Here is a 2,453-nt window from a genome sequence, read left to right as displayed (position 1 = left end):
TTTGGGGGTGGCGCCAAAACCGGAATCACACACCCCCTCAATCCTGGACCACAGACAAAAAGAAACCCCCGCCAAAGGCAGGGGTTCCAAAAACGCTTCTAGGGAGTGTGGCCTTGTTTCCACCCCGTGAGGCGCTTTTCCTCACAAAAACAATATGGCTACCGATCAGCACAAATCAAAGATCCTTGGGTTCGGCTTGCGAATTGACCCTCATCGTCCATGGGCACCTGTACTGCTTGCTGGACGGCAACTGCCCTCAACAACTCATTCAGCGATTGCTTCCATCCTCCATATTTTTCCTCACGAGCATTTGAGTCAGCCATAAAAAGCCGAGGAAACCTGCAGCAACCAAAAGCAGGGTCATGCATGATCACTCAGAAGTCGCTAGCGACGTTACAGACTCAACTCCCCGGCCTCTCTTCACAACTTCGGCAGTCATTCCGCGAACAGCTTGGCGACGGTACATATCTCACTGAGCCATCCCTGCGCCCCCAAAGGCATCCGATGGCTCAGAGGTCATCACTCCAGATCCGGCAGAAGTCAATGGAACATCAGCCCTGCAACCAATGGACGGCATGCAGAACAACCGTGGACCCGAAGAAGAATCAAGGGCACACCGATCAAAGGGCTGCTTGAGCCCCCAGAATCAGACCGGAGACCCCCAAAACCCAATCATTGACTAGGGAATGGCGAGCAAACAACATCCGCCAGTCCTCTCTGTTACATTATGTAAAGCAGCCTGAGGGGGCTGCAGCTTCTCTCTTTTGAGCGTCACTCGTGAGCGAGAAGAAGACAGGTTCAAGGGCGGGGATGGGACCCCGTCCTTTTTTTTGGATACTTTGAATCGATCTGAGTCGTGAGCCGTAAGGTCTTGACATTGCAGGCATCGGTGAGGGGTCTACAAGCTCAAAGCTTTTTTTCTTGGCTGACGTAACGACAAAAACTTCTCCCTGGTGGCACCTTTTGCGCTCTTGACTCAAATACAGCCTCCAAAAGGTTTCATCAGCATTAAAAGCAAGTCGTTGCACTCCGACAGGCTTGCCCGTTAGCAGAAGCGGCCTTTAACAAGACCCGAAATATCCGCCTTTGGCTTTTGGCCACATCATCCTTCTCATCTTTTATTATCATCGAATTTGTATTGCTGATGTCATGATCGCCTCGACATCAATATCCGCAGCCAGCAGTTGACGTATGCCAGAGTTACGAGACCATCGATTGGTCTCAACAAAGTCAATGCTCACAGGATCTGATCTTCTTTCAAAAGTCAAAGACCTAGGCGATGTCTCCAAGTCTGACCTGGTAAGAGCATGCGGCTACGTTTCCACCAAGAAGGACGGCGGAGAGCGACTTAATTTCACCGCCTTCTATGAAGCTCTCCTGGAAGCCAAGGGAGTCACTTTGGCTGCAGATGGCAAGGCTGGCGTTGGCAAAGGTGGCAGAAAACTCAGCTACGTTGCCACTGTGCAAGGCAACGGAAACCTGCTGATTGGAAAGGCTTATACAGCGATGCTTGATCTAAAGCCTGGCGACAATTTTGAAATCAAGCTTGGCAAGAAAGCAATTCGTCTGATTCCCGAAGGTGGAGCGGAAGAAATCGAAGAGTGAGCTCAACGGCTAGCGAAACAGGGGAGACGCGCTGCGACTCTCTTGTTTCGTCTGTCTTTTACAGATAATTCACTTCATCACCGAAAACTCCTCAGAAGCGATTGGGGATTTGTCTAAGATTCGAACAAATATCAGGTCTTCTAAGGCTAACCCTTAGTAGATGAGATGCAAGCACACTCCTTTTTGTCTCGTGAATCAACAAACAGGCCGTGTCCTTCGGATTTAAAAACAAATTTTCTATCTGTTGCGTTTACAAAAAATCGTGCAGATACAAAAGACGTTCATGTTCAGCTTTAGCGTCAAATAACCATGCTTGAAATAGGCAGGTAATTCGAAATTGAGATCTTTGTGTATGACGCCTAATGTTAGATCAACCATTTTCCGATGTGGGCTGATTTGTTATCCGGGTGATCAAGCCGATAACAACAACCGGATTTCATCTCCAGAATGAACCGCCCAACTCCTGTAATGATCCGAGTGCTTCTGGCTGCTCTGCTCTCTATGGCAGCTTTCATCGTTGTGCTGGCCACGGGGGCGGAGGGCTCCGAAAGCTACACAACTCACATCGGCTTACGGGTTCCGCCTTCAGAAGCAGGCTGCATCAAAACCGGTGAGATCAGAACCGATGAAGGCAAAGTGCTCAACATCTTTCGATGTCCTCTCTGACCAAGTCAGAACTCTATCAAGGCTTTGATTTCATCATCCTGCATCCAGCTGGAACGGCAGGAGTCCACATGCTCATAAAGCAGGCAAGCCATTCTCACAATCGTTGAATTCGCTCCCCATGGCAATGAGCACGACAGCTGATTGCCGGGAGCTTCACCTTTGACGAAAGTAGGTTCATCGAG

2 protein-coding genes are annotated in these 2,453 nt (G+C 49.4%); both read left to right on the top strand.

Annotated elements, in window-relative coordinates; all coding sequences use genetic code 11:
* Positions 1–1,233 precede the first annotated feature (1,233 nt).
* A complete protein-coding gene (locus tag SYN9616_RS0100015; RefSeq protein ID WP_028951297.1) occupies positions 1,234–1,605 on the top strand; it encodes an AbrB family transcriptional regulator in 372 nt (123 codons plus the stop codon).
* 447 nt (positions 1,606–2,052) lie between these two features.
* Complete coding sequence (locus SYN9616_RS0100010; RefSeq protein WP_232199793.1) at positions 2,053–2,271, top strand: hypothetical protein; 219 nt, start codon at positions 2,053–2,055, stop codon at positions 2,269–2,271.
* Positions 2,272–2,453 lie beyond the last annotated feature (182 nt).

This window comes from Synechococcus sp. CC9616, from assembly GCF_000515235.1.
GTDB lineage: Bacteria > Cyanobacteriota > Cyanobacteriia > PCC-6307 > Cyanobiaceae > Parasynechococcus.
Note: the sequence above shows the minus strand (reverse complement) of the source record. Positions and strands in the feature narration are given on the sequence as shown.

What these genes read in the sequence shown, in the direction of transcription:
- SYN9616_RS0100010 (WP_232199793.1), top strand. Translation starts at nt 2,053, where the DNA reads ATGAACCGCCCAACTCCTGTAATGATCCGAGTGCTTCTGGCTGCTCTG.
- SYN9616_RS0100015 (WP_028951297.1), top strand. Translation starts at nt 1,234, where the DNA reads ATGCTCACAGGATCTGATCTTCTTTCAAAAGTCAAAGACCTAGGCGAT.